This is a genomic window from Nitratidesulfovibrio sp. HK-II, from assembly GCF_003402415.2.
Lineage (GTDB): Bacteria > Desulfobacterota > Desulfovibrionia > Desulfovibrionales > Desulfovibrionaceae > Cupidesulfovibrio.
Genome location: NZ_AP036014.1, coordinates 1,356,064 through 1,379,926 on the forward strand (window position 1 = coordinate 1,356,064; position 23,863 = coordinate 1,379,926).

General features: G+C 69.7%; 21 protein-coding genes. 9 read left to right on the forward strand and 12 right to left on the reverse strand.

What is annotated here, in order from left to right; translation table 11 throughout:
• The first annotated feature begins 2 nt into the window (after positions 1-2).
• The gene (feoB, locus tag RVX_RS05420) at positions 3-2,306 is read left to right on the forward strand and encodes a ferrous iron transport protein B (RefSeq protein WP_116305044.1); all 2,304 of its coding nucleotides are present in this window, start codon (positions 3-5) and stop codon (positions 2,304-2,306) included.
• Between the two features lie 349 nt (positions 2,307-2,655).
• Here feoB and RVX_RS05425 read toward each other — a convergent pair whose 3' ends face one another.
• A complete protein-coding gene (locus RVX_RS05425) occupies positions 2,656-3,078 on the reverse strand; it encodes an FKBP-type peptidyl-prolyl cis-trans isomerase (protein WP_116305045.1) in 423 nt (140 codons plus the stop codon).
• A 153-nt stretch (positions 3,079-3,231) separates the two neighbouring features.
• Positions 3,232-4,434 (reverse strand): M20 metallopeptidase family protein, encoded by a 1,203-nt coding sequence (locus RVX_RS05430; RefSeq protein ID WP_116305046.1) that lies wholly within the window; start codon positions 4,432-4,434, stop codon positions 3,232-3,234.
• A gap of 442 nt (positions 4,435-4,876) precedes the next feature.
• Between RVX_RS05430 and RVX_RS05435 the strand changes: the two genes are divergently transcribed.
• The gene (locus tag RVX_RS05435; protein WP_007523009.1) at positions 4,877-5,614 is read left to right on the forward strand and encodes a TrmB family transcriptional regulator; all 738 of its coding nucleotides are present in this window, start codon (positions 4,877-4,879) and stop codon (positions 5,612-5,614) included.
• A 67-nt stretch (positions 5,615-5,681) separates the two neighbouring features.
• A complete protein-coding gene (gene lysA, locus RVX_RS05440) occupies positions 5,682-6,947 on the forward strand; it encodes a diaminopimelate decarboxylase (protein ID WP_116305047.1) in 1,266 nt (421 codons plus the stop codon).
• A 12-nt stretch (positions 6,948-6,959) separates the two neighbouring features.
• Here lysA and bioD read toward each other — a convergent pair whose 3' ends face one another.
• The 9 genes from bioD to bioB all read right to left on the reverse strand — a co-directional run bounded on the left by bioD (position 6,960) and on the right by bioB (position 15,425).
• On the reverse strand, positions 6,960-7,697 hold the full coding sequence (gene bioD, locus RVX_RS05445; RefSeq protein ID WP_116305048.1) for a dethiobiotin synthase: 738 nt from the start codon (positions 7,695-7,697) through the stop codon (positions 6,960-6,962).
• Positions 7,694-9,124, reverse strand: a complete 1,431-nt coding sequence (locus RVX_RS05450; protein ID WP_230404411.1) for an aminotransferase class I/II-fold pyridoxal phosphate-dependent enzyme — start codon at positions 9,122-9,124, stop codon at positions 7,694-7,696. Before RVX_RS05450 ends, bioD begins: the two co-directional genes overlap by 4 nt.
• A complete protein-coding gene (locus RVX_RS05455) occupies positions 9,103-9,579 on the reverse strand; it encodes a hypothetical protein (protein ID WP_116305049.1) in 477 nt (158 codons plus the stop codon). The genes RVX_RS05450 and RVX_RS05455 overlap by 22 nt, the downstream gene beginning before the upstream one ends.
• Complete coding sequence (locus RVX_RS05460) at positions 9,576-10,946, reverse strand: beta-ketoacyl-[acyl-carrier-protein] synthase family protein (RefSeq protein WP_230404413.1); 1,371 nt, start codon at positions 10,944-10,946, stop codon at positions 9,576-9,578. Before RVX_RS05460 ends, RVX_RS05455 begins: the two co-directional genes overlap by 4 nt.
• Before the next feature lie 18 nt (positions 10,947-10,964).
• Complete coding sequence (locus RVX_RS05465) at positions 10,965-11,387, reverse strand: acyl carrier protein (protein ID WP_116305050.1); 423 nt, start codon at positions 11,385-11,387, stop codon at positions 10,965-10,967.
• Between the two features lie 141 nt (positions 11,388-11,528).
• A complete protein-coding gene (locus tag RVX_RS05470) occupies positions 11,529-12,359 on the reverse strand; it encodes an SDR family oxidoreductase (protein WP_230404414.1) in 831 nt (276 codons plus the stop codon).
• Positions 12,353-12,856: a hypothetical protein gene (locus RVX_RS05475; protein ID WP_230404415.1), complete on the reverse strand. Its 504-nt coding sequence runs from the start codon at positions 12,854-12,856 to the stop codon at positions 12,353-12,355. The genes RVX_RS05470 and RVX_RS05475 overlap by 7 nt, the downstream gene beginning before the upstream one ends.
• The gene (bioA, locus tag RVX_RS05480) at positions 12,853-14,319 is read right to left on the reverse strand and encodes an adenosylmethionine--8-amino-7-oxononanoate transaminase (protein ID WP_116306387.1); all 1,467 of its coding nucleotides are present in this window, start codon (positions 14,317-14,319) and stop codon (positions 12,853-12,855) included. Before bioA ends, RVX_RS05475 begins: the two co-directional genes overlap by 4 nt.
• Complete coding sequence (gene bioB / locus RVX_RS05485) at positions 14,316-15,425, reverse strand: biotin synthase BioB (protein ID WP_116305051.1); 1,110 nt, start codon at positions 15,423-15,425, stop codon at positions 14,316-14,318. The genes bioA and bioB overlap by 4 nt, the downstream gene beginning before the upstream one ends.
• A gap of 138 nt (positions 15,426-15,563) precedes the next feature.
• Between bioB and RVX_RS05490 the strand changes: the two genes are divergently transcribed.
• The 6 genes from RVX_RS05490 to RVX_RS05515 all read left to right on the forward strand — a co-directional run bounded on the left by RVX_RS05490 (position 15,564) and on the right by RVX_RS05515 (position 23,026).
• The gene (locus RVX_RS05490) at positions 15,564-16,520 is read left to right on the forward strand and encodes a biotin--[acetyl-CoA-carboxylase] ligase (RefSeq protein WP_230404417.1); all 957 of its coding nucleotides are present in this window, start codon (positions 15,564-15,566) and stop codon (positions 16,518-16,520) included.
• Between the two features lie 236 nt (positions 16,521-16,756).
• Positions 16,757-18,178 (forward strand): MATE family efflux transporter, encoded by a 1,422-nt coding sequence (locus tag RVX_RS05495; protein WP_116305053.1) that lies wholly within the window; start codon positions 16,757-16,759, stop codon positions 18,176-18,178.
• On the forward strand, positions 18,165-19,064 hold the full coding sequence (locus tag RVX_RS05500; RefSeq protein WP_116305054.1) for a DUF2156 domain-containing protein: 900 nt from the start codon (positions 18,165-18,167) through the stop codon (positions 19,062-19,064). The genes RVX_RS05495 and RVX_RS05500 overlap by 14 nt, the downstream gene beginning before the upstream one ends.
• 282 nt (positions 19,065-19,346) lie before the next feature.
• Positions 19,347-19,580 carry a NifU family protein gene (locus tag RVX_RS05505; protein WP_116305055.1) on the forward strand — a complete coding sequence of 78 codons (234 nt, stop codon included), beginning with the start codon at positions 19,347-19,349 and terminating at the stop codon, positions 19,578-19,580.
• A gap of 206 nt (positions 19,581-19,786) precedes the next feature.
• Positions 19,787-21,181 carry a glutamate--tRNA ligase gene (gltX, locus tag RVX_RS05510; RefSeq protein ID WP_116305056.1) on the forward strand — a complete coding sequence of 465 codons (1,395 nt, stop codon included), beginning with the start codon at positions 19,787-19,789 and terminating at the stop codon, positions 21,179-21,181.
• 564 nt (positions 21,182-21,745) lie between these two features.
• Complete coding sequence (locus RVX_RS05515; protein ID WP_116305057.1) at positions 21,746-23,026, forward strand: HD domain-containing phosphohydrolase; 1,281 nt, start codon at positions 21,746-21,748, stop codon at positions 23,024-23,026.
• Positions 23,027-23,163: 137 nt separating this feature from the next.
• Here the strand turns inward: RVX_RS05515 and RVX_RS05520 are convergent, their stop codons facing one another.
• Entirely contained in the window at positions 23,164-23,658 is a 495-nt protein-coding gene (locus RVX_RS05520) for a hypothetical protein (protein WP_116305058.1), read from the reverse strand.
• Positions 23,659-23,863 lie beyond the last annotated feature (205 nt).

The following is a 23,863-nucleotide window of genomic DNA, read 5'->3' on the forward strand; positions in this document are numbered from 1 at the left end:
GCATGTCCGCCAACGTCATCGTCGCCCTTGCGGGCAACCCCAACTCCGGCAAGACCACCGCGTTCAACGAGTACACCGGCTCGCGCCAGCATGTGGGCAACTACCCCGGCATCACGGTGGAAAAGAAGGAAGGCATCGCCCGCGTGGACGGGCGCGAAGTGCGCGTGGTGGACCTGCCCGGTACCTATTCGCTCACCGCCTATACCCAGGAAGAAGTGGTGGCGCGGCGCGTGCTGGTTGAAGACAGGCCCGACGTGGTCATCGACGTGCTCAACGCGGGCGCGCTGGAGCGCAACCTGTACCTGGCCGTGCAGCTGATGGAACTGGGCATTCCCGTGGCCCTCGGCCTGAACATGATCGACGAGGCCCGCAAGCAGGGCCTGCGCATCGACGTCGCGCGCCTGTCGCAGCTTCTGGGCCTGCCCGTGGTGGAAACCGTGGCCCGCACCGGCGAAGGGCTGAAGGACCTGATGTCCGCCGCCATCGCCCATGGCGACGCCCGGCGCGGCACCCCCTGGAAGCCGCTGGAAATCTCCTACGGCCCCGACCTTGATCCCGTCATCGCCCGCATGGTGGAACGCATCGAGGCCGCGCGCTTCCTCACCGACAAGTATCCGGCCCGCTGGGTGGCCCTGAAGTACCTTGAAAGCGACGAGGACATGCGCACCCTTGGCCGCGCCGCAGGCCCCCTTTCGGCCGAGCTGGAAGCCATGGCCGCCGAAGTGGCCCGCCATCTCGACGCGACCCTGAACAGCTACCCCGAAGCCGTCATCGCAGACTACCGTTACGGGTACATTTCCGGCGTGCTGCGCCAGGGCGTGCTGACCCGCCATGATGAGCTTTCGCAGCGTCTCGCGGCCTCCGACCGCATGGACCGCGTGCTCACCAACCGCGTGCTCGGCCCGGTGATCATGCTGGCGATCCTGTACGGCATCTACGAGGTCACCTTCGCCATCGGCGAATACCCCATGGGATGGGTGGAGGCGTTCTTCGGCTGGCTGAACGAGACGGCGTCCGCCGCGCTGCCCGACGGCCTGCTGAAGTCGCTGGTGGTGTCCGGCATCATCGACGGCGTGGGCGGGGTCATGGGCTTCGTGCCGCTGATCATGCTGATGTTCATGATGATCGCCTTCCTGGAAGACTCCGGCTACATGGCCCGCGTGGCCTACATGCTGGACAGGGTGTTCCGCATGTTCGGCCTGCACGGCTGCTCGGTGATGCCCTACATCGTGTCCGGCGGCATCGCGGGCGGCTGCGCCGTGCCCGGCGTGATGGCCGCGCGCACCCTGCGCAGCCCGCGCGAGCGGCTGGCCACCATCCTCACCGCGCCGTTCATGACCTGCGGCGCCAAGCTGCCGGTGTTCATCCTGTTCGTGGGCGTGTTCTTCGCCGAGCAGCAGGCCCAGGCCATGTTCGCCCTTACCCTGCTGGGCTGGGGCATGGCGCTCATCGTGGCGCGCCTGCTGCGCTCCACGGTGATCAAGGGCGAATCCACCCCCTTCGTCATGGAACTGCCCCCGTACCGCCTGCCCACCCTGCGCGGCATTCTCATCCACACCTGGGAGCGCACCTGGCAGTACATCAAGAAGGCCGGCACCGTCATTCTGGCCATCTCCATCCTGCTGTGGGCGGCCATGACCTTCCCGCAGTTGCCGGAAGACAAGACCGCCGCGTTCGAGGAGCAGCGCGCGGCCATCACCGCCCAGAAGGAAGCGGTGGAAGCCGCGGCCCAGCAGGAAGCCGGTCCTGAAGCCTCTGGCGAGGCCGTTGCCGAGGCCCCCGCTGGCGCAGCCGATGCCCCGGCCGGAGAACCCGCCGGTGAGGAAGCCGATGACGAGGAAGAGAACCCGTTCGACGCGCAGCTTGCCGCCATCGACGCGGCCGAAGCCGCCGCCGGGCTGGAATACTCCATCGCCGGTCGCGTGGGCGTCGCCCTTGAATCTGTGACCAGGGTTGCCGGGTTCGACTGGCGCACCAACATCGCCCTGGTGGGCGGCTTCGCGGCCAAGGAAGTCATCGTCTCCACCCTCGGCACCGCCTACTCGCTGGGCGAGGTGGACGCGGAAGACGCCGCGCCGCTGGCCGAGCAGATCAAGGCCGACCCGCACTGGACTCCGGCCGCGGCCGCCGCGCTGATGGTCTTCGTGCTGCTGTACGCCCCCTGCTTCGTCACCGTGGTGGCCATCAAGCAGGAATCGGGTTCGTGGGGCTGGGCCATCTTCAGCACCGTGTTCAGCACCATCCTGGCCTTCGGCCTTGCGGTGGCGGTGTACCAGATCGGCACTTCCATGATGTCCGGCGGCTAGCCCGGGGGACAGCGCGGCGGGCATCACGCCCGCGCTCCCTTCGCAACCACACGGGGCGTCCTTATGGACGCCCCGTTCGCGTTTTCCTGGGGCGCGTCCCCGCAGGGGCGGCACCTTGGGTGCCTTGCGGGGCGTTACCCTTGTCCCCCGTGCTCGCTGCCGTCGGCCCATCGGCCCGTGCGCGGGTTGCATGCCGTTTGCCGTTCCACGCTGCCAGCCTTACCCAGCAGGAACATCCGCAGGTGAGCAACGCGAAAACGGCGCCCCCTTCAGGGGACGCCGTTCATGCATTCGGGCATGGACCGCTGGCGACCCGGCCGGTTGTTCCGGGCCGGGCGGGGCAGCTTTCCTAGCAGATTTCGACCAGTTCGATGTCGAAGGTCAGATCTTCGCCGGCCAGGGGGTGGTTGGCGTCGAGGGTGACATGCTCTTCGGTGACGTCGGTGACGGTGACGTCAAGTTCGCCGTCGTCGGTCATGAGCTGGAGCATCAGGCCCACTTCGGGCTCGATGTGCGGGGGCACCTGGTCGCGCGGCACGGTGATGATCATTTCTTCCACATGTTCGCCGTATGCTTCGGCGGCGGGAATGGTGACCTTCACCGACTGGCCCTTGCCAAGGCCGATCACGGCCTTTTCAAAGCCGGGGATGAGCATGCCTTCGCCCAGGGTAAATTCCAGCGGTTCGCGGTCGCGCGAAGAGTCGAATTCGGTGCCGTCGTCCAGCGTGCCGGTGTAGTGGACGCGGACGGTATCGCCGTTCTTGAGTGCCATTTGGGGCTCCTTGGGGGAGAATCTGTGATGATGTCCGCCAGCCGGATCGCCAGGGGCGGCAATGGCCCCGGCGAGCGGGCGGACCCGCCGACAATCGCCCGCCGGGTGCGGAATGTCAAAACTTATTCTGGCGGGGGCCCTGCCGGGGCGGGCCTACCCCTCTGCGGCGGGCGCATCCCATCCGGCGCACAGCAGCGCGGCGGCGCGGCACAGCACCTCGGTCCCCACGGGCAGGCAGGCCTCGTCCGGGGCAAAGCGCGGGTTGTGCACCGGGGCCACGCCCGGCCCGCCGCACCCCACGAAGAAGAAGCACCCCGGCACGCGCTGCAGGAACATGGAAAAATCCTCGCCGCCCATGGTGGGCAACGGCTCCACCACGTGCTGTGGCCCCACGGCGTCCAGCGCAGCCCGGCGCACCACGGCCGCCGCGCGCGGCTCGTTGATCACCGCCGGATGGCACCAGTGGAAATCCAGGCGATGGGTGGCTCCCATGGCCGCGCATACCCCGCCCGCCACCTGGTTGATGCGCTGCTCCCACAGGTTGCGCACCTCGGGCGCGAAGGCCCGCACCGTGCCCGTCATGCGCGCCTCGCCGGGGATGACGTTGTATGCCGTGCCCGCGTGCAACTCGCCAATGGTCAGGATGACCGGCTCCAGCGGGCTGGTCATGCGGCTGACCACCCGTTGCAGCGCGCCCACCACCTGGGTGGCCGTTTCGAGCGCATCCACGCACAGGTGCGGGTTGGCCGCGTGCCCGCCCTTGCCCTGCACGGTCAGTTCAAAGCGGTCCATGGCCGCCATGAGCGGGCCGGGCTTCACCCCCACGGAACCGGCGGGCAGTTCGGGCCAGACGTGCGCGCCAAGGCATACATCAACCTTGGGGGCGTCCAGCACGCCCTCGGCGATCATGGGCTGCGCGCCGCCGGGGCCTTCCTCCGCCGGTTGGAACAGGAACAGGATGCGCCCGCGCAACGCGCCGGGGCTCTCGGCGGCCAGCGCGGCCAGCACCCGCGCCGCGCCAAGCAGCATGGCCATGTGCATGTCGTGCCCGCAGGCGTGCATGCGGCCGGGGTGCTCCGAGGCGTAGGGCAGCCCCGTGGCTTCGGTGATGGGCAGGGCGTCCATGTCCGCGCGCAGCATCACCGTGGGGCCGGGCCGCCCGGAGTCGAGCAGGGCGGTGACGCCGGTTCCGGCGATGCCGGTGCGCACGGGCAGGCCCAGCGCGGTCAGTTCTTCGGCCACCAGGGCGGCTGTGCGCACCTCGTTGAAGCCGGTTTCGGGGATGCGGTGCAGACGGCGGCGCAGTTCCACGATGTGCGGTGCGGCAGCGCGGACGCGGGCGGAAAGGGAATCCATGAAGTCTCCTGCCGCATCCCCGGAGGGGGCGGCGATATGCGGTGCCGCTGCCCCTTCGGGACGCGGCCCATGACGCAACGCAGGGCGCGGCGCGCGGGATGCGCGGGGCGCGCGCCTACGGCGTACCAATGACGCTGCGGGCGCGTCATGACCGACACGCAGTTGGCCGGATTCGCGGCTTGGGCGTTGACAAGCCGCGCCCGCAAGTTTAGTAGTACCAATCAGTACCACGCATAAGGTCTTCTTCGCCACGCACGGGATCCGGTGCCGCCTTGGGCAGCAACTGCCAAGGCGCACGGAGCGGGCAAAAGAACGCCACGGACGGTGTACGGGCGCAGTGTAGCGCAAGGCGGCATCGCCGTCAGCCCCGCCGCCGCATTGCCGTCCGGCGGCCCTCATGCATCGGTACCCCGCCGCCCGGCGGGCCTTTGGAAGGAAGCACATGGAACTCATTCAGGCGTTGCGCAAGTTCGGTTTCACCCAGCAGGAATCGTTGATGTATCTCACCCTGCTGCGGCACGCGGGCCAGAATCCCATGACCGGGTACGAGGCGGCCAAGGCCGCCGGAATTTCGCGCTCCAACGCCTATGCGGCGCTGTCGAGCCTGGTGGAAAAGGGCGGGGCCGTGGTGGCCAGCGGCGACACCAGCCGCTACATGGCCATCCCGCGCGAGGAACTGCTGCTGAACCTGCGGCGTGACGCCGAAGGCACGCTGGCCTTCCTCGAAGCCCACCTGCCCGAGACGGAGCCCGACGAGACGCCCTACCTGACCGTGGCGGGGCTGCGCAACACCGAGGACAAGATCCGCAACATGCTGCACCTGGCGCGGCTGCGGGTGTACGCCTCGATGCACGCGGACAACGTGGCGCTGTTCCGGCGCGAGTTCGACGACTGCGTGGCGCGGGGGCTGAAGGTGGTGTTGCTGTCCAACGCCGATCCGGGCATCGCCGGGGCCACCTTTCTGAAGAACCAGGCGGGCAGCGGCCACGTGAAGCTCATCGCCGACACCAGCGAGGTCATCGCGGGCCTGCTGGAGCCGGGCGTGAGCGGGCGCTGCCTGTATTCGCGCAACGAGCACCTCGTGTACCTGATGCGCGAGGCCATACTGCACGAAATGGAACTGATCCGCATCCGCGCCGCCATGCCGGGCGCAGCAGCGGACCCCGTTTCGGACAACTGACGCACCACCGGCCGGACGCACCGCGGCAATCCGCGGGTCCGACGCCGGAAACACGACGGAGACCTTCATGCCCAACGTTCGTTCCACGTACACCGATGCGGTCGGCTTCTTCGGCCGGACCACGCCCGAAGAATTGGTGGCCGCCTTCGGCAGCCCCCTGTACGTCTACAGCGAGGATATGCTGCGCGCCCGCTGCCGCGAGATGAAGGCCCTTTCGTCGCACCCCGGCTTTTTCGTGAACTATTCGGCCAAGGCCAACACCAACCTCTCCCTGCTGCGCATCGTGCGCGAGGAAGGGCTGGTGGTGGACGCCATGTCGCCCGGCGAAATCCACGTCAACAAGGCCGCCGGGTTCACCCCGGACCAGATCCTGTACGTGTGCAACAACGTGTCCGAGGCGGAACTGGCCAATGCCGTGTCGCACGGCCTGCTGGTGAGCGTGGATTCGCTGGCGCAGTTGGACACCCTGGGCAGGGTGAACCGGGGCGGCAAGGTGATGGTGCGCTTCAACCCCGGCATCGGCGCGGGGCACCACCAGAAGGTGGTCACGGCGGGCAAGGCCACCAAGTTCGGCGTGGACCCGTCCGACGCCTCGCTGGCCGAGTTGCGGGCCATCCTGGCCAAGCACGACATGACCCTGGTGGGCATCAACCAGCACATCGGCTCGCTGTTCCTTGAGCCGGAAGGGTACGTGGCGGCGGCGGAATTCCTGCTGTCCGTGGCCGAGAAGTTCGACACCGTGGAGGTCATCGACTTCGGCGGGGGCTTCGGCATTCCCTATCGCAAGTACGAGGACCAGCCCCGGCTGGACCTTGCCGCCACGGCGGAGCGCCTGCACGCGCTCATCAGCGGCTGGTCGGAACGCACCGGCTACAAGGGCCGCTTCTACATCGAGCCGGGCCGCTACGTGGTGGCCGAATGCGGCCTGCTGCTGGGCACCGTGCACGCCACCAAGCACAACGGCCCCACCCGCTACGTGGGCACCGACCTTGGCTTCAACGTGCTGGCCCGGCCGATGATGTACGACGCGCACCACGACATCGAGGTGTACCGCACGGGCGGCACCCCCGACGCGGCCCTGCACCCCCAGACCGTGGTGGGCAACATTTGCGAGAGTGGCGACATCATGGCCAAGGAACGGCAACTGCCCGCCATCCAGGAGGGCGACATCCTGGGCGTGCTGGACGCCGGGGCCTACGGCTACGCCATGAGTTCCACGTACAACCAGCGGCTGCGCCCCGCCGAGGTGCTCATCGGTCTTGATGGCCAGCCCCGGTTGATTCGCCGCCGGGAAGAGCTTTCGGATTTGATGCAACTCTTTCCTGACGCCTAGTCCGGTCAGGGGCTAATCAGGCGTCGTCACCCCGTCCAGCACGTCGAGCATGCGCCGCAAGGGCGCGAAGGCGGCGTCGGGCGGATGCAGCAGATTTTCGATGGGCGGCACCACGCCGCTCACCGGAAAACCGGACAGCATGGCTACCGCCTCCATGTTGTCCCGCACAAGGTCCGGGGATGCGGAACGTTCCTTGGTGTGAACGAAAACGATCCCTGCCGGTTCCATCCCTCTCCGGACCAGCGCCTCCACCGAGAGGAGCGTGTGGTTCACGGTGCCCAGCCCCGCCCGCGCAACCAGCACGGGACGGGCGTCGGCGGCCCGGATGCAGTCGATGCACAGGGCCTTCGGCGTGAACGGCACCATCAGGCCGCCCGCGCCCTCAAGGACCAGTGAGGCGTGTTCACTGCGCAGACATGCCAGACTGCGCACCAGGTCTTCCGTCTCCACGCCGCGCATTTCGTCCCGCGCGGCGTGGAGCGGAGCCTTAGGCGCCGCGAAGCACCACCCCACCGCCTCCGCCGGGTCGCGCCCGGCAAGTTCCGGAACGTGCCGGTACACGAAGGCCGCGTCGCTGTCCGTGTCGCACGGGTTCCTGCACCCGGTCTGCATGGGCTTGGCGTAGAAGGGCCGCTCCCCCCGCGCGAACAGTTCGCGAACCAGCAGCATTGAAGCCACCGTCTTGCCCACGCCCGTGTCCGTGCCCACCACGAACAGGGCGCGGGAGGGGGGGATGTTCATTGCGTTCATGATTGATCCCCGGGGGCACCGCCCCGCTTTGCTTCCTCTTTATTCCACGCGCGGGTCAGCAACTCCACGCAACGTGCCACGTCGTCCACCCGGTGCAGGGCGGTAAGCCCCAGGCGCAGCACGGCCGCGCCGCGCCCCACGGTGGGGTGGCGCGCGGCCAGGGCCAGCACGCCGGGGCCGCCGTCGTCCGGTTCGCGCAGCTTTGCGGCAAGGCGCGTGCAGCGGGCCTCGTCGCCCACATCCACGCAGACCACGTGCGCGCCCTCTCGCACCGGCAAGCCTTCGGCGCGCAGCCCGTCGCGCAGGGCCGCGCCCAGCGCGGCAAGGTGGTGGCGGCGGTCGTCCAGCCGGGGCAGCAGGTCCAGCAGGGCCAGGCAGCATGCGGCGTGCGCCTCCGGCAGGGCGGTGGAATGGATCACTGGCGAGGCCAGGTTTTCCAGCGCATTGCGGGTGCCGCGCGGCAACAGCAGAAATGCCCCGAACAGCCCCAGCGCCTTGCCCAGCGTGCCCACGGCGGCGTCGGCCACACCATGCGCCCGGCCGCGCCCGCCCGTGCCCAGGACGCCGAAGGCGTGCGCCTCGTCCACGATGACGAAGGCCCCGTGTTCGCGGGCCACCGCGCCAAGGCGCGCCATGTCCGGCAGGGTGGAGTCCATGCTGTACAGCGATTCGGCCAGGATAACGGGCTGGGGGGCGTCCGTGTCGGCGGTCGCCCCGCAGGCGGGCGGGACGCTGTTCCCTCCGTCGGCCTCGGCCCGCCACGCGGCCAGACGGCGCGACAGGTCGTCCATGTCGCCGTGGCGGTGGGTGTGCAGCCGCGCGCCGGTGGGCGGCAGGGCATGGGCCATGCTGGCGTGCACCCTGCGGTCCAGGAACACGGCGTCGCCGTGGCCCAGCAATCCCCACAACAGCGCCAGATTGGCCTGGTAGCCGCTGGGCAGGAACAGGCATTCGGCATAGCCGAAATAGTCGGCCCAGGCGGCTTCGGCCTCGGCCGCCAAGGCGGTGTGCCCGGCGGCCAGGCGCGAGGCCGTGCCCGAGGGCGCGTGGCGGGCGAAACAGGCGGCCACCGTGCCCCGCCATTCCCCGTCGGCGGCAAGGCCGAGGTAGTCGTTGCCCGCGAAGTGCAGCAGGGGGCGGCCGTCCATGCGCACCAGCGCCGGGGAGGGGGAACCCGCCGTCCTGGCGGTCACGCCGGTTCCGGTGAAGGGTGCGGCAGGGGCGGACACGGGCAGCCCGTCGAGCAGCAGGGCGCTGCGCCCAAGCCCGGCGGCGCGCAACTCCTCCACCCGCAGGGTCAGGCGCGCGGCCAGCAGGCCGGGAGACACAGGGGGCGGCGCGGCGGTGGGCGTCGCGCCGGATGGGGCAGTGCCGGACAGGTCAGCGCCGGGCGGATGAGCGTCGGTCAGGCGGGTCTGGTCAGCCATGCGAAGGTCTCTTGGTAGCGGGCGGCGAGGACGTCGCCGTTGAAGCGGCTGTTGTAGTTCGTGCGGCCGATGGTCAGGGTGGCGGTCATGTGCGGGGGCACCGCCGTATCAGCACCGGGGGCGGCCGGTAGGGGCGTGATGCTGGTGGCGTAGGTGGCGGCGCGGTCGCTTTCGGCCAGCAGATCGGCCCGGATGTGCAGGGTGCCATGCAGGGCTCCGGCGGACGGCCAGGTGCATTCATCTGCCGTCAGCAGGAAGGCGTGGCGGGCGAACCCGGCTGCCCAGCGGGCGTGCAGTGCGGCCAGTTGGGCCATGGCCTCCAGCCCCTGCCACGCGGGGGCGCTGGTGAAGGCGCGGCGGGCCGTGGCCCCGGTTTCGTCGCAGCTGTCCAGCCGATCCAGCAGCAGGAAGCGGGCAGGTGTATTTTTCGGCAGGGCGGCAACGATGGGCGTCACAACCGCACCACCAATGCCGCGTTCTGCCCGCCGAAGCCGAAATTGAGCAGCAGCCCGATGGAGCCATTCCCGTTGCCGGGCAGGGGGCGCGTCCGGCGCACCCGGCGCACAAAATCCAGCCGCCCGCTTTCCGGCGCGGACAGGTTGCGCACTGGCGGCAGAAAGCCCTCCGCCGTACAGGCCAGCAGCACGGCCAGTTCCACCGCGCCGCAGGCCGAGGCGCAGTGCCCGGTCCACGACTTTACGGCGGTGACGGCGGGCGCGTGGCCCGCGTCGGCGAACATTCGTTCCAGCAGACGGATTTCCGCTGCGTCGTTGAGGGCGGTGCCCGTGCCGTGGGCGGCTACCCAGTGCACGTCGCCGGGCGACAGGCCCGCCTCGGCCAGCGCGCCGCCCACGGCGGCCTCGGCCCGGCGGGCGTCGGGCTCCGGTGCGGTCAGGGCATGGCCGTCCAGCGTGGCCCCCATGCCCAGCACTTCGGCCAGCGGCGTGGCCCCGCGCGCCAGCGCCGCGTCCAGCGGCTCCAGCACGAAGGCAGCGCCCCCCTCGCCGGGCACGAAGCCGCGCCGCGCGGCGTCGAAAGGACGGCAGGCCGCGTGCGGGGCGGCGGCATCGGCAGGGTCCAGGTCGCGCTGGATGGCCCCGGCGCGGGCGTAGCCCAGCAGCCCTCCTTCCGACAGGCGCGAATCGCCGCCAACGGCCAGCGCCGCTGGGGCAAGGCCCCAGCGCACCCGCCGGGCGGCCTCGCCCACGGCCTGCAATGAGGCGGCGCAAGCCGTGCCCAGCACCAGTCCTTCGCCCCGGATTCCGCAGCGCATGGCCACGGCCGAGGCGGCGGTGTTGGGCAGCCAGCGCAGCATCCACAGGGCGTCCAGGCCGGGGTGTTCCAGACCGGGCGGAGTGTCGTGTTGGATTCTGCCCCGCCCGCAGGCCGTCGGAAAATCGGCCCCCACGTCCATGTTGGGGCCGCTGGCGGCCACCAGCGCGGTGTCTTCAGGGAAGGGCTGCGGATGCGGGGCGTCGCCGCCCGTCGCCACTCCCGGCATGCCGGCCATGTCGGAGCAAGTGTATCCGGCCTGCCCGGCGGCGGCCAGGGCCGCCGCCAACGCCAGCAGTCCCCCGCGCGAAAGATAGCGACGGTGCCGCCAGCGGCCGGTGGCCGCTGCGGCGTCGAAGTCCGGCACCGGGGCGCAGGCCGCGCCGGGCAGGGCCGGGGCATGACGGAACGGGCTGCGTCCCTCGCGGATGGCGCGCGCCATGTCCTGCGGGGTGTGCCCCAGCGGGGTGAATGCGCCCGCGCCGGTGATGACCACGCGACGGGAATGATGGGGGGGAGAAACGTGAAACTGCATATGGTTGGCAAGCATGGGCGCAGACGGTGCCGTTCAGGCCGGTTGACTGTTGTTCCGCGCCAGCGCCCACGCCACATAGGCCGCCACGTCGCCGATGGTCAGCACCGGGGGCGCTCCGGGCACGCGCACTGCCTCCAGCACCTCCGCCACGCGCGCGGCGGACAGGTGCGGGTATTCGCGCGCCAGCCGGGCTTCGGGCGCTTCGCCGGTACGTTCCGCCTCCAGCACGTGGATGCGCAGGTCGGTGAGAAAGGCGGCGGCGTCGCGCACCGGAATGGCGAAGCGGCGGTTCAGCCCCGCGCCGACTTCCAGCAGGTCGATGGATTCGCAGGGCAGGTCGGCCATCAGCCGGGTGGCGGGCGACAGGGTGGAGGCGTCCATGTCGAAGATGGGGGCCACCAGCGCGGCTATGGCCGCCGCGATGTCGTGCGGTTCGTGTCGGATGTGTTCGGGCATGGTGCTTCTGCCTGTGGGTAATGATGGAAGGGGTGGCGGCTGGTCCCGCGCCGGAACGCGCGCCAGCCGGTGGAGCCGGGCCGGTTGTTCCAGCCGGGACAGTCCGCGCAGGCGGTCCAGCCGGGTGCGCGGAAGGGCGGGTCAGCCCGCAGGTTTCAGCGCGCCGAAGCCGCCGTCGCAGGTCAGGGTTGTGGCGTTGATGGCCGTGGCTGGGGCGGACAGCAGAAAGCGCAGGGTCTGCACGGCCTCGGCCACGGTCACGGTGCGCCCGGTGGGCGGCAGGGGGGCGTCGGCGGCGTGGGATTGCAGGAACGGCGCGCCCCGGCCCGCATCCATCCAGCCCAGCCGCAGCGAGCAGGCGGTGACCCCGCGCGGAGCCAGTTCCACGCCCACGGCGCGGTACAGGGCCTCTCCGGCCAGCTTGGCGGCGGCGTAGTAGCCCTGTCCGGGCGCGGCCCGCTCTGCGGCGGTGGATGAGACAAGCACGCACCGTCCGTCGCGCGCGGCCAGCATGGACCGGCTTACGGCCCGCAGCAGCCGGGCGCGGAAGGCGATGTCGCGCGCGGCCCACAGGTCGATGGCGGCGGGGTCGGCTCCTGCCAGCAGGCATTCGAAGCGCGAGTGCAGCAGGTCCACGAACAGCCGGGGCGCGGCCCCCAACGCCGCGCGGGCGCGTTCGGGCAGGGTTTCCGGGGTGTCGTTTTCGGCGTCGTCCCCTTCTGTCGCCGCTGGGGTGAAATCTTCATGCGTGTCCGCATGCTCCGGCCCCCCCGCGCGCAGGCGCAGCACCGTCGTCTCCGGCAGGGCCGCGCGGATGCGCGCCGCGCCCGCCGCATCGCGCGCGGTGAGGGCCACGGCCATGTCGTCGGCGGCCAGCGCCGCCCCCAGGGCCAGCCCCAGTTCGCACGAGCCCCCGGCGATGAGCACGGGGCCGCGCAGGGGGAAATCCTGCGGGGAAGGGCCAGCTACCACGCCAGCACCCCCGTCACCAGCGGGCGGGCTTGCTCGTCCTGGCCCACGTTTGCTTGGCCCACCTCGCCGCCGTTCACCTCGCCGCCGTCCGGCGCATCCGCGCGTCCCGTCGTGTCGAGGGCGTGCAGCGAGCAGCGTATGCCGCCATCCGTGCATTCCATGCGGAAGGCGTAGTCGCCCGGCGTCACGAAGCGCCGGAAGCGGAAACCGCGCACGTCACGTATCGGGCGCATCCGTTGCACCAGGTGTCCCGTCCCGGCGAGGGGCAAGAGCGCCTCGTCGCCGCCCGTGTCCGTCTTGTCTGGCGCGTCTGGCGCGTTTGGCCCAGCCGTTATCTCGTGAATCCAGCGCGCCGCCTCGTCCGCAAAGGCCTGCACGATGCACGACCCCGGCGCCACGGAGGCGCCAGGGAAATGGTCCGCGAACAGCGGGTGGGCCGGGTCGAACCGGAACACCCCGCTCCGCACGGTGCCGCTGCCGTCCTTCGCGGCGGTCATGCCGCCCCCGTCGCGTCCGGCAACCCGTCCAGCCCGCCGGTGGCCCCATGCTCGGTCACGGCGCGGATGGCCTCGCCCGTGGCGTCCACCAGCAGGTCGATCTCCTCGTCGGTGATGGACAGCGGCGGCATGAGCACCATCACGTCGCCCAGCGGGCGGATGATCACCCCGCGCCGCCGGGCCTCCAGCGTGACGCGGTGGCCGATGCGTTGAGCCAGGTCGTACCCTTCCTTCGTGTCGCGGTTCCGCACCATCTCGATGCCGGTCATCACACCGCGCTGGCGGATGTCCCCCACGTGGGGCAGGCCCCGCAGCGTTTCCAGCCGCGCGGCCAGTCGGGCGATCTTTGGTTGCAGCCGTTCCATCACCCGTTCCTCGTCGAACACGTCCAGCGAGGCGATGGCCGCCGCGCAGGCCAGCGGGTTGCCGGTGTAGGTGTGGCCGTGGAAGAAGGTGCGCAACGCCTCGTGGCGGGCCAGAAAGCCGTCGTGCACCCGTTCCGTGGTCAGGGTGGCGGCCAGCGGCAGGTAGCCGCCGGTGATGCCCTTGGCCAGGCACAAGAAGTCGGGGGTCACCCCTTCCTGCTCGCAGGCGAACAGGGTGCCGGTCTTGCCGAAGCCCACGGCCACCTCGTCCGCAACCAGGAACACCCCGTGCGCGTCGCACAACTCGCGCACCCGGCGCAGCCAGCCCGGCGGCTGCAACAGCATGCCCGCCGCGCCCTGCACCAGCGGCTCCACCACGGCGGCGCACAGTTCGTGGCCGTGGCGGGCGAACAGCGTTTCCATGTGGGTGATGCATTCCTGCTCGCACGCCCCGGCCTGCCGCCCGAACGGGCAGCGGTAGCAGTGGGGGCTTTCGGCCTTCACCGTGTCGAACAGCAGCGGCGCGTAGATGGAGTGGAACAGCTCCATGCCGCCCAGGGCCACGGCCCCCACGGTGTCGCCGTGATAGGCGTTGCGCAGGCTGAGAAAACGGGTGCGCCGAGCGTCGCCGCCGATATCTGCCGGGGCCTGTCGGTGGAACTGGAAGGCGATTTTCAGCGCCACCTCCACCGACGTGGACCCGCTGTCGGAATAGAACACCCGCGTCAGCCCTTGCGGGGCGATGGCGGCAAGGCGCGCGGCCAGTTCTATGGATGGTTCGCTGCCAAGGCCCAGCAGGGTGGTGTGGGCCACCTTGTCCAGTTGCGCGCGCACGGCCGCGTCCAGCCGGGGGTGGCGATGCCCGTGCACGTTGGTCCACAGCGAGGACACCCCATCAAGGTAGGATGCGCCGTCGGTGTCGATGAGCTGGTTGCCCTCGGCGGCGGCGATGACCAGCGGGTCTGAGGCCAGCCAGTCGCGCATCTGGGTGAAGGGGTGCCACACATGGGCCTTGTCCAGCCCGCGCAGCCGTTGCGTTGCGGCGGTGGGTGTAATGGCTTTTGCGGGCGTGCCGTTTGTCGTCGTCCGTCCGGTCATGCCCGTGCCTCCCCGGCGCATTTCCACCCATCCACGGCTCCGTCCACGGCTCCGTCCACGCCCAGCGCGGCCAGCATCTCCATGTCGTCGGCAAGGGCGCGGCCCGCCGTGGTCAGGTAGTTGCCCACCATCAGGCCGTTGGCCCCGGCGGCGAACACCCACGCCTGCCACGGGCCCAGCGTGGCCTCGCGCCCGCCGCAGACCAGGACGTCCCGCGTCGGGTGCAGCAGCCGGAACACGGCGATGGCCCGCAGCGCCTCCATGGGCTGCAGCGGACTGCGATGCCCCAGCCGTGTGCCCGGAATGGGATGCAGGAAGTTCAGCGGGATGGAGTCAACGTCCAGTTCGCGCAGGGTAAGGGCCAGTTCCACGCGCTGTTCCCACGTTTCGCCAAGGCCCAGAATGCCGCCGCAACAGGTGCGCAGCCCCGCCCGCGCGGCCTCGCGCACGGTGGCGAGGTCGTCGTCGTAGGGGTGCGTGGTACATACCTGCGGGAAAAAACTTCTGGCCGTTTCCAGATTGTGGTGGTAGCTGGAAATGCCTGCGTCCTTAAGGCGGAGCGCTCGTTCCCGGCGGTTTCCGGCCCCCGGCGCGAGTTGCCCCAGCGAGGCGCACAGGCCGATGTCCACCCGTTCGCGCAGCAGGCGCGCCGCATGGCAGACCGCGTCGAATTCCCGTTCCGAAAGGGCGTTGCCGCTGGTCACGATGCCGAAACGGCGCACCCCCGCGCGGGCCAGTTCTTCCGCATGGCGCAGCAGCGTGTCCGGGCCGAGCAGTGCATGCACCGGAGCGCCCGTGTCGTGGCGCGACGACTGGGCGCAGAAGGCGCAGTCCTCGCCGCAGCGGCCCGACTTGGCGTTGATTATGCCGCAGGTGGTCGCCAGCGGCCCCTTGTGGGCCGAACGAACGGCCTGCGCCACGGCCAGGATGTCCAGAATGTCGGACGCGGGCAGCGCCGCCACGGCGAGCGCCTCTTCCCTGGTGATGCCGGGGGCGTGGGGGCCTTTCGCCGCGTGGGCGCGGCCGGGCGATGCGCACGGAGTCTCCGTTCCGGGGGGAATGGTGTCCGAAAGGCGCGCGCGCAGACGTTCCAGCAGGGGGTTCATGTACTGGTATCGCTCCTGTTGAATGGCAGTTCAGGGCGAGTAGCGGGCGTGTTCCTTTTTGTCAACCAAACAATTGCCTAGTGGTTTACAATCGCCGTGGACACTGACAGGACGACCACGAAGGGGCGGGTGTTCGCCATGTTGCTTGAAGCGGGCGGCAACTGGCGATCCGGAGAGGAACTTTCGCGGCTGCTCGGCGTGAGCCGGGCCGCCGTGGCCAAGCACGTGCGCACGCTGCGCGGCGAAGGGTACGAGATCGAGGCCATGACCCGTCGGGGTTACCGGCTGCTGGCCGAGGCCGACGTGCTCACCGTTGACGGCGTCCGCCGGGGGTTGCGCACAGCCTGCTTCGGGCAGGGCGACTTCGTCCTGCTCGACCGTACCGACTCCACCAACCGCGAGGCCGCGTTGCTGGCCCTGGGTGACGCCCCCGAGGGCGCCGTGGTGGTCGCGTCGGAGCAGACGGCAGGGCGCGGCCGCACCGGGCGGCCCTGGGCTTCGCCCGCCGGGGTGGGGGTGTACGTCTCGCTGGTGCTGCGACCCCGCCTGGCCCCGCAGGCCGCGCCGCTGGTCACCCTGCTGACCGCCGTTGCCGTTGCCGAGGCCGTGGCCGAGGTCACCGGCCTTGCCCCGCGCGCCAAATGGCCCAACGACGTGCTGCTGCACGGCCGCAAGGTGTCGGGGAACCTGACCGAGGTGTTCACGGTGGCCGATGCGGTCTCCCATGTGGTCACCGGCGCGGGTATCAACGTGAACACCCGCGTGGCGGACCTGCCCGAAGACCTGCGCGACAAGGCCACCTCGCTGGCCGCCGAACTGGGCCGTCCGGTTTCGCGGCTGGACGTGCTGCGCGCCTTTCTGGAACGGGCCGAGCACTGGTACGGTGCCCTGCGCGAGGGCGACCCCGGCCCGGTCATCGCGCGCTGGAAGGAACTTTCCTCCATCGTGGGCACCCCCCTGCGGGTGGGCACGCCGCACGGCGTGGTGGAGGGCCTTGTGGCCGACGTGGACCCCGACGGCCTGCTGCGCCTGGTGGATGCCGGGGGCCGCGAACATCGCCTGCATGCGGGCGACGTCATTGACAGCAGGCCGTAAGCGCCTATCTCTTCGGGGCCGCGACCGGCCGGTGTGACGCACCGGCGCGGGGCGCGGCGGCGCGCCTTGCCGTCGGCCCGCCGGTTTTTCCGGCGCGGCCGTGCGGTTTTGAGCGCCCGGCCACGGGCGGGGCCAGCCGTGCATGCGCGCGGCGGCGTCCCGTGGCCCGCGCCGGATCATGCCTGCGGGCGGGTGCGACGCCCACCACCGATACCGAATCGAACGGACGGCAAGAGATGTCGCAACACGCGCGCCCGCTGGGCGACGATGCTTCCTATCGCGGCATCTGGCGGCTGACATGGCCCCAGATGCTGATGATGGTCTTCCACTTCCTCATCGGGTTTACCGATGTGTGGGTGGCGGGCCGCATTCAGCCAGAGGTGCAGGCCGCCATCGGCCTCGTTTCGCAGTGTCTGTTCTTTCTGCTGGTGGTTGCCGTGGCCGGGGCCAATGCCGGGGTCGCGGCCATCAGCCAGGCGCTGGGGGCGGGACTGCTGCCGCGTGCACGCCGCTACGTGGGCATGGTGCTGGCCGGAGGCTGCACGGTGGGCGTGGGCATCATGCTGCTGGGCCTGGGCACCATCGATCCCTTCCTGCGCCTGTTGCAGGTGCCCGAAACCATTCTGCCGGTGGCCTCGTACTTCTGGAAGGTGTACCTGCTGGGGCTGCCCGCCAACTACCTGTTCACCATCACCGGGGCGGTGTTTCGCGCCCGCAAGCGCATGATCGCGCCACTGCTGTCCATGGTGGTTGTCTGCGCCGTCAACGCCGGGGCCACCCTGGGCTTCGGCCTCGGGCTGTGGGGTCTGCCTGCGTACGGGTATGCCGGGGTGGCCTGGGCCACCTTTGCGTCCATCATCATCGGGGCCGCGCTGAACATGCTCATGCTGGCCCGCGACAGGGAGCTGCTGCAACGCGCCTCGTTTCCCCCGCTGCGGTGGATGCGCCGCGGCGCGCCCTACCTGATCCGCGTGGCCGCCCCTGCGGCCGGGCTGCAGATCATGTGGAACCTCGGCTACCTGGTGCTGTTCGCCATCACCGCCTCGCTGCCCGTGGACAGCGTGGCGGCCCTGGCGGGCATGACGGCGGGCATGCGGGTGGAGTCGTTCATCTTTTTGCCCGCGCTGGCCTTCAACATGACTGCCTCCGTGCTGGTCGGGCACCTGCTGGGCGCGGGGCGCAAGCCCGAGGCCATTCGGGTAAGCCTGCGCCTGCTGGTCACCGGCTGCGCCTCCATGAGCGTGTTCGCCGCGCTGCTCTGGCCATGGACCGCCGACATCGCCGCCTGGCTGTCGCCGCAGCCCGCCGTGGCCGCCCAGGTGGTCAGCTATCTGCGGTACAACCTCGTCTCCATCCCCTTCACCGTGGCCAGCATGACCCTTGGCGGCGTCATGACCGGCGCGGGCGCCACCCTGTACTCCTTCCTGGTGTACGGCTCGGCCACGTGGTTCGTGCGGCTGCCGCTGGCATGGATCATGGGGCACATGGTGTGGAAGGATGCGGCCGGGATCTTTCTTGCCATGTTCATTTCCCAGGTGTTCCAGTCTTCGGTCATGCTGTGGCTGTTCCATACGCGTGACTGGAGCCGGTTCAGCATGATCCGGCGCAACGGCCGCACGGCCGCGCCACAAGGAGCTGCCTCGCATGACCGACAGTGAGTTGACCCCCGGAGAGTTCCGGCCCGTCTCGCTCGACCGCATGGCCGAGTATCTCGACCTTTTCGCCCGCACGCCGCAGCACGCGTCGGACTACAGTTTCACCAACGTCTGGGGCTGGGCCGAGTATTACGGCCTGGAATGGACCTTTGCGCACGGCCTGTGCTGGCTGCGTCAGACCCGGCCCGAGCCAGTGTGGTGGGCCCCCGTGGGGCCGTGGCTGGACGCCGACTGGAGCAGATGCGCGCTGCTGGGCGCGGGAGCGCGGTTCATCCGCGTGCCCGAGTCGCTGGCCGTGCACTGGCAGCAGACCCTGGGCGGCCGGGTGACCCTGACCGAGGCGCGCGGCCAGTGGGACTACCTGTACGGGGCACAGGACCTTGCGGAGCTGAAGGGCAACAGGTTTCACAAGAAGAAGAACCACGTGAACGGCTTTCTGAAAGCCTACCCGCACGAATACCACCCCATGACCCCGGACTGCATCGAGGCGGTGCTGGACATGCAGGAGGAATGGTGCAAGTGGCGCGAGTGCGACGAGTCGCACGCGCTGGTGGCCGAGAACACCGCCGTGCGCAGGGTGCTGGAGCACTGGGACAGGATTCCCGGTCTTTCCGGCGGCGCGCTGTACGTGGACGGCGCCATGATCGCCTACACCGTGGGCGAGCGGCTGGACGACGAGACCCTGGTGGTGCACTTCGAGAAGGCCAAGTCCGAGTATCGCGGCGTGTATCAGGCCATCAACAACCTGTACGCGCGCGAGCACGCCATGAGCTTTCGGTACATCAACCGCGAGCAGGATCTGGACGACCTGGGCCTGCGCCAGGCCAAGGAGAGCTACAATCCCTTGGGCTTCCTGAAGAAGTTCGCGGTGGACGTGGCCCCGGCGTAGGGGTGGTTTTTTGTATGCCTCTGGCGGCAGGGGGCAGCAGCGCGCTGCGATCGCCATCCGCGCTTTGCGGTCCCTAGCCGTAAGGTTCGCTTCGCTCACCTAACGGCTAGGGCAATGCTCTATGATTCGCATAACGGCTGCCGTCCCCTGCACTCCCGCATCCTTGCCAACCCCGCCCGTGGTTTGACACCCCGCCGCCGAAGGCAGTAGAAGGGCGCGGCGTTCGCCGCCCCTGCGGGGCGCGCCATCCGCCCCCATGCGGGGGAATTCCTGGAGGTTTCCATGTCCGATGCCATTCGCGAAAAGGTGCAGGCCGCCCTTGACAAGGTTCGTCCCTATCTTCAGGGCGACGGCGGCGACGTCGAACTGGTGGAGATCACCGCCGACGGCGTGGTCCGCGTGCGCCTGACCGGCGCGTGCAAGGGCTGCCCCATGTCGCAGCAGACCCTGAAGGGCGGCGTGGAACGCATGGTGCTGAAGGACGTGGCCGAGGTGAAGCGCGTCGAGGCCGTGTAGCCTCCGCGCCGCGCGCCGTTTTCCGCGATTTTTCCGCATCGTTTCCGCGCCGGGCGCGTCCGCGTTCCGGATTCGCGCAGCTTTCCTTCGTCACGCCGTCCGCGTTGTGCCGTCCTTGTGCGGCTGCCTGCCGGGCCTGACCCGGTCCGACCGGTGCGTGCACGCTTTTTACGCCATATCGTTACCCGAAGAACGGGGAGAACATCATGACCAAGGTCGTCACGCGCTTCGCGCCGAGCCCCACCGGGCACCTGCACATCGGCGGGGCGCGCACCGCCATCTTCAACTGGCTGCTGGCCCGCCACTTCGGCGGCACCTTTCTGCTGCGTATCGAGGACACCGACCAGGAGCGCTCGCTGCAGGAGTACACCGACTCCATCCTGGCCTCCATGCGCTGGCTGGGGCTGGACTGGGATGGCGACCTCATCTACCAGAGCCGCCGCTTCGACATCTACAACGGCTATATCGACCGCATGCTGGAAACCGGCCACGCCTACTGGTGCGAATGCACGCCCGAAGAGGTGGAGCAGATGCGCGAAACGGCGCGCGCGCGCGGCCTGAAGCCCAAGTACGACGGCCGCTGCCGCGAGCGCGGCCTTGGCCCCGGCCCCGGCAGGGTGGTGCGCCTGAAGGCCCCGCTGACCGGGCGCGTGGTGTTCGAGGACCTGGTCAAGGGCACCCTGGCCTTTGACGCGGCGGAACTGGACGACATGGTGCTGCGCCGCTCCGACGGCACGCCCACCTACAACATGGCCGTGGTGGTGGATGACGCCACCATGGGCGTCACCCATGTGCTGCGCGGCGACGACCATGTGTCCAACACCCCCAAGCAGGTGCTGATCTACCAGGCGCTGGGCCTGCCCCTGCCGGTGTTCGGCCATGTGCCCATGATCCTTGGCCCGGACAAGAAGAAGCTGTCCAAGCGCCACGGCGCGCGCGCGGTCATCGAGTACGAGCAGGACGGCCTTTTGCCCCAGGCCCTGGTGAACTATCTGGTGCGCCTGGGCTGGTCGTTCGGCGACCAGGAAATCTTCGCGCTGCAAGAACTGGTGGAAAAGTTCACCACCGACAACCTGAACAGCGCGCCCGCCGCCTTCGACCCGGACAAGTTGCAGTGGCTGAACGCCCACTACCTGCGCGAGACCCCGGTGGACGAACTGGCCCGGCTTGCCGCCCCCTTCGTGAAGGCGGAAGGGTTCGACGTGGCCCCGGAACGCCTGGCCGCGCTGGTGCCCCTGTTCCGCGAACGTGCCTCGAACCTGGCCGATCTGGCCAGGGTGATGCGCTTCATGCTGGTGGACGCCGCCGCGCTGGAATACGACCCCGCCGCCGTGGTCAAGGCCCTGACCGCAGAGGGCAAGGCCCACGTTGCCGCCCTGCGCGGCCTGCTGGAGAAGGCCGAGCCCTTCGACAAGGCCGCGCTGGAAAAGGTAGTGCACGACTACGTGGAGCAGGGCGGCCTGAAGTTCAAGCAGGTGGGGCCGCCGTTGCGCGCGGCCCTGGTGGGGGCGATGGGCGGCCCCGCCCTGCCCGAGATCATGGAGTTTCTGGGCCGCGCGGAAACGCTGGCCCGTCTTGACCGGGCCGTGGCGCTGCCCTGACCTTGCCCTGACCTTGCCCTGACCGGGGCTGGCAGGACGGGACGATGGTCGACGACGTTCCATCGGCGGCGGAAGACTGCAGCGCCATCGCAGCGCGGCCGCTCCGCCGCCGCGTGGGTCTCGCAATGCCATGCATTGCAGCCCGTGCGCCGGGCACATCGCTCCTGTGTTGCGTCAATGGCGGCATGCCGGGGGCGCGATAAAACGCCGCAAAGCCCGGCATTACGCCACGCGCCGATATGATGCGGAATGATGCATGCCTTGCAAAGGGGCTGGAAGTGAATGCTTCCGGCCCCTTGTCGTTATGTCGCGCGCATGGCGTGGGGCGTGGATCTGCCGGTTCGCGTGCGCATGGACCTTCATGTTCTGTCTCCGGTTTCCTCCGTCCGGGGGCAGGAGAATCCGGTAAATCGTCATTTGCTTGTTGACATTGACATTTGCTGGTCGATAAAGTCTGCAATCATCCAATTGACCGGCCGACGTCAGGCATTCCAACGCGGCGGCCGGGCGGCGGGGAGCGGCCGCGAGGCCGTTCGCAGCGCGCGGGTTCATGCCGGGGGGGCCATGTATTCGGGGATTTCGGTCGACCTGTCGGACATGCTGTTGTCCATTTCGGAAGCGCTCGACCTTGCGAGCCCTTCGCTGTCGCAGCATCAGTTGCGGGTCGCCTTCGTGGCGTGGGAACTGGCCGAGGCGCTGGACCTGCCGCAGAAGGACAAGGAGACGCTGTTCATCGCGGCGCTGCTGCACGACGTGGGCGCGCTGTCGCCGGAAGACAAGCTGGACGTGCGCGCCTCGCGCGTGGAAAGCATGGACGAGCACTGCGTCGTGGGCGCGGGGCTGCTGGCGCAGGGGCCTGGCCTGGCCGAGGCGGCCGAGGTGGTGCGGCTGCACCACGCCACCCTGCCGGAACTGGAGGTGCGCGGGCCGGACCAGCGGGTGGCCCTGCTGGCCCAGATCGTGCTGCTGGCGGACACGCTGGAACGCTCCATGGACCGGCGCATCTACGTGTTGCACCAGCACGACGACCTCACCGCCGAAATCCGCCGCATGTCGGGCTGCGCCATCGACCGCCGGGTGGTGGAGGCGTTCCTGCTGGTTTCCGGCCGCGACGAATTCTGGCTGAACCTCGTCTCGCCGCGCCTGTTCGCCTTTCTCAGCGAGCGCAACCCCTGCCGTCGCCTGCAACTGGACCTGGACGGCGTGCGCACCTGGTCGCTGCTGGTGCGCGAGATCATCGACTTCCGCTCTCCGTTCACGGCCACCCATTCGGCCGGGGTTTCCGCCTCGGCCGGGGCGCTGGCGCGGGCCTTCGGCCTGCCGGAGCCGGAGGCGCGGCTGCTGGAAATCGCGGGCAACCTGCACGACCTTGGCAAGATGGTGGTGCCCAACGCCATCCTGGAAAAGGCGGGGCCCCTCTCCGACGAGGAATTCGCCGTCATGCGCCAGCACACCTACCACACCTATCTGGTGCTCAATTCCATGAAGGGGCTTGGCGGCATTTCCGAATGGGCGGCCTTCCACCACGAGAAGCTCGACGGTTCCGGCTATCCCTTCCGCATCGGCGCGGGGGGGCTCAGCATCGGCTCGCGCATCATGGCCGTGGCCGACATGTGCACCGCCCTGGCCGAAGACCGGCCCTACCGTCAGGGCATGCGCCGCGACGAGATCATCGACGTGCTGCGCGACGGCGTGCGCCGGGGCCTGCTGGACAAGGCCGTGGTGGCCACGCTGGAATCGCGGCGCGACGACATCATCGACATTTCCGACGCGGCCCAGCGCGAGGCGCGCAACAAGTTCTCGCGCCACCTGGGGGCAGAGGCCGCCAGGTCCGTTTCCCGGTAGCGCCGCTGCCGCCGGTTTCGCGGGTTTCGCCTATTCCGGGCACGAAAAAGGGGACGCCGTGGCGTCCCCTTTCACGTCATTGCAGGCGCCGGGCAGGCACCAGGCAGGCACCGGGCAAGCGCCGGGCGGCCCGCGCGCTACTGCACCGGGTAGCCGCCGTTGCGGCGACTGGCGGCATCGTCCCCGTCGTCCTCATCGTCCTCATCGCCGAAGTCGTCGTTGCCGGAATCCTCGTCGTCCAGCAGGCTGGCAAGGATGTCCTCGTCCAGATCGTCGTCGTCCTCATCGTCGCTCTCGTCCGGATCACCGCCGCCGTAGGCGCGGTCCATGTCCAGCAGGGGGCCGTCGCCGCGGGTCATCCGGTCCGCCGGGTCGGATGCGAACCCGTCGCCTTCGTCGTCGCGGGTGAACATGCGCCAGGTCACGCTGCCGTCCTCGTGCTGTTCCGAGGATACGCGCAGGATGGGGGTTTCCTTCCAGATGTAGACCATGGTGTCGTCCGGCCATATCTCGCAGCGCATGTGCGCCGCGATGGCGTGGGCGTCGATCTCGCCGGGGTTCTCGCCAAGGTCTTCCAACTGCTCGCGCAGCAGTTCCTCGACGCGGGCCGCCACCTTGCTGCCGTATTTCATGGGATTGTCTCCTGTGGATGGGGCGCGCGCGCCCGTGGTCACTCACCGCTTACCGCACCCCGCGCACGGCCGCAACAGGCAGGCGCACGCCCGTCCCGGCCCTTGCCCTGCCTTCCGCCATGTGCTCCGCCCTGTTCGGGGCGTGTCGCGTTCTTGCCCCGTGGGCCGACGTGTCCTATGCTGCAAGCACCCCACGACCACAACC

Bases quoted from the DNA above. Each gene is read 5' to 3' on its own strand.
- feoB (WP_116305044.1), top strand. From the start codon at position 3: ATGTCCGCCAACGTCATCGTCGCCCTTGCGGGCAACCCCAACTCCGGC.
- RVX_RS05425 (WP_116305045.1), bottom strand. From the start codon at position 3,078: ATGGCACTCAAGAACGGCGATACCGTCCGCGTCCACTACACCGGCACG.
- RVX_RS05430 (WP_116305046.1), bottom strand. From the start codon at position 4,434: ATGGATTCCCTTTCCGCCCGCGTCCGCGCTGCCGCACCGCACATCGTG.
- RVX_RS05435 (WP_007523009.1), top strand. From the start codon at position 4,877: ATGGAACTCATTCAGGCGTTGCGCAAGTTCGGTTTCACCCAGCAGGAA.
- lysA (WP_116305047.1), top strand. From the start codon at position 5,682: ATGCCCAACGTTCGTTCCACGTACACCGATGCGGTCGGCTTCTTCGGC.
- bioD (WP_116305048.1), bottom strand. From the start codon at position 7,697: ATGAACGCAATGAACATCCCCCCCTCCCGCGCCCTGTTCGTGGTGGGC.
- RVX_RS05450 (WP_230404411.1), bottom strand. From the start codon at position 9,124: ATGGCTGACCAGACCCGCCTGACCGACGCTCATCCGCCCGGCGCTGAC.
- RVX_RS05460 (WP_230404413.1), bottom strand. From the start codon at position 10,946: ATGCTTGCCAACCATATGCAGTTTCACGTTTCTCCCCCCCATCATTCC.
- RVX_RS05465 (WP_116305050.1), bottom strand. From the start codon at position 11,387: ATGCCCGAACACATCCGACACGAACCGCACGACATCGCGGCGGCCATA.
- RVX_RS05475 (WP_230404415.1), bottom strand. From the start codon at position 12,856: ATGACCGCCGCGAAGGACGGCAGCGGCACCGTGCGGAGCGGGGTGTTC.
- bioA (WP_116306387.1), bottom strand. From the start codon at position 14,319: ATGACCGGACGGACGACGACAAACGGCACGCCCGCAAAAGCCATTACA.
- bioB (WP_116305051.1), bottom strand. From the start codon at position 15,425: ATGAACCCCCTGCTGGAACGTCTGCGCGCGCGCCTTTCGGACACCATT.
- RVX_RS05490 (WP_230404417.1), top strand. From the start codon at position 15,564: ATGTTGCTTGAAGCGGGCGGCAACTGGCGATCCGGAGAGGAACTTTCG.
- RVX_RS05495 (WP_116305053.1), top strand. From the start codon at position 16,757: ATGTCGCAACACGCGCGCCCGCTGGGCGACGATGCTTCCTATCGCGGC.
- RVX_RS05500 (WP_116305054.1), top strand. From the start codon at position 18,165: ATGACCGACAGTGAGTTGACCCCCGGAGAGTTCCGGCCCGTCTCGCTC.
- RVX_RS05505 (WP_116305055.1), top strand. From the start codon at position 19,347: ATGTCCGATGCCATTCGCGAAAAGGTGCAGGCCGCCCTTGACAAGGTT.
- gltX (WP_116305056.1), top strand. From the start codon at position 19,787: ATGACCAAGGTCGTCACGCGCTTCGCGCCGAGCCCCACCGGGCACCTG.
- RVX_RS05515 (WP_116305057.1), top strand. From the start codon at position 21,746: ATGTATTCGGGGATTTCGGTCGACCTGTCGGACATGCTGTTGTCCATT.
- RVX_RS05520 (WP_116305058.1), bottom strand. From the start codon at position 23,658: ATGAAATACGGCAGCAAGGTGGCGGCCCGCGTCGAGGAACTGCTGCGC.